The sequence below is a fragment of the Erwinia sp. MYb416 genome, from assembly GCF_037479575.1.
Lineage (GTDB): Bacteria > Pseudomonadota > Gammaproteobacteria > Enterobacterales > Enterobacteriaceae > Erwinia > Erwinia rhapontici.
The window spans coordinates 1-570 of the sequence record NZ_JBBGYT010000268.1 but is presented as its reverse complement, the minus strand read 5'-3'; the positions used below and the strand labels follow the sequence as shown (position 1 = coordinate 570).

Annotated in this window: 1 protein-coding gene; it reads right to left on the bottom strand. The window is 52.5% G+C overall.

Annotated elements, in window-relative coordinates; translation table 11 throughout:
* Positions 1–29: 29 nt before the first annotated feature.
* Positions 30–570: phospholipid-binding protein MlaC (gene mlaC, locus WH277_RS02430; protein WP_339504208.1), on the bottom strand; the 541-nt coding region annotated here is incomplete at its 5' end.

Here is a 570-nt window from a genome sequence, read left to right as displayed (position 1 = left end):
CTCTACCTCCCAACGCAGTTGTTCGCTCATTACGACTGCTTATTCAATGAAATCGGCTGCTGCGAGTAGGACTTCAACAGCGCCGTCAGGCCGTCGATGCCTTTCGTACGCAGGGTGTCACTCCATTCGTTCTGCTTGGTCGTGATCATACTTACACCTTCCGCAATCATGTCATAAGCCTGCCAGTGATTAGTGACGCTGTTTTTACGCCACTGGAAATCCAGTCGTACCGGCGGGCGGCCATTGGGGTCGATGATGGTCACACGAATAGCAATAATATTGGCATCCCCCAGCGGCTGAGGCGGAGCAATCTGGTATGTTTGTCCGTTGTACATCGCCAGTGCCTGGCCATAAGCCTGTGCAAGATAGTCACCGAAGGCTTTGAAATAGGCATCACGCTGTGCCGGCGTGGCCTCTTTGTAGTAACGACCAAGTACCAGCGCCCCGGCGTATTTGATCTGCACATACGGCAGCAGTTCTTCACGAACGATCTGACGCAGATAGTTAGGATCCTGCTTAATTTTCGGTTGTTCACTCTTCAGCCGGGTAAAGGTTTTCGCAGCTGCTTCG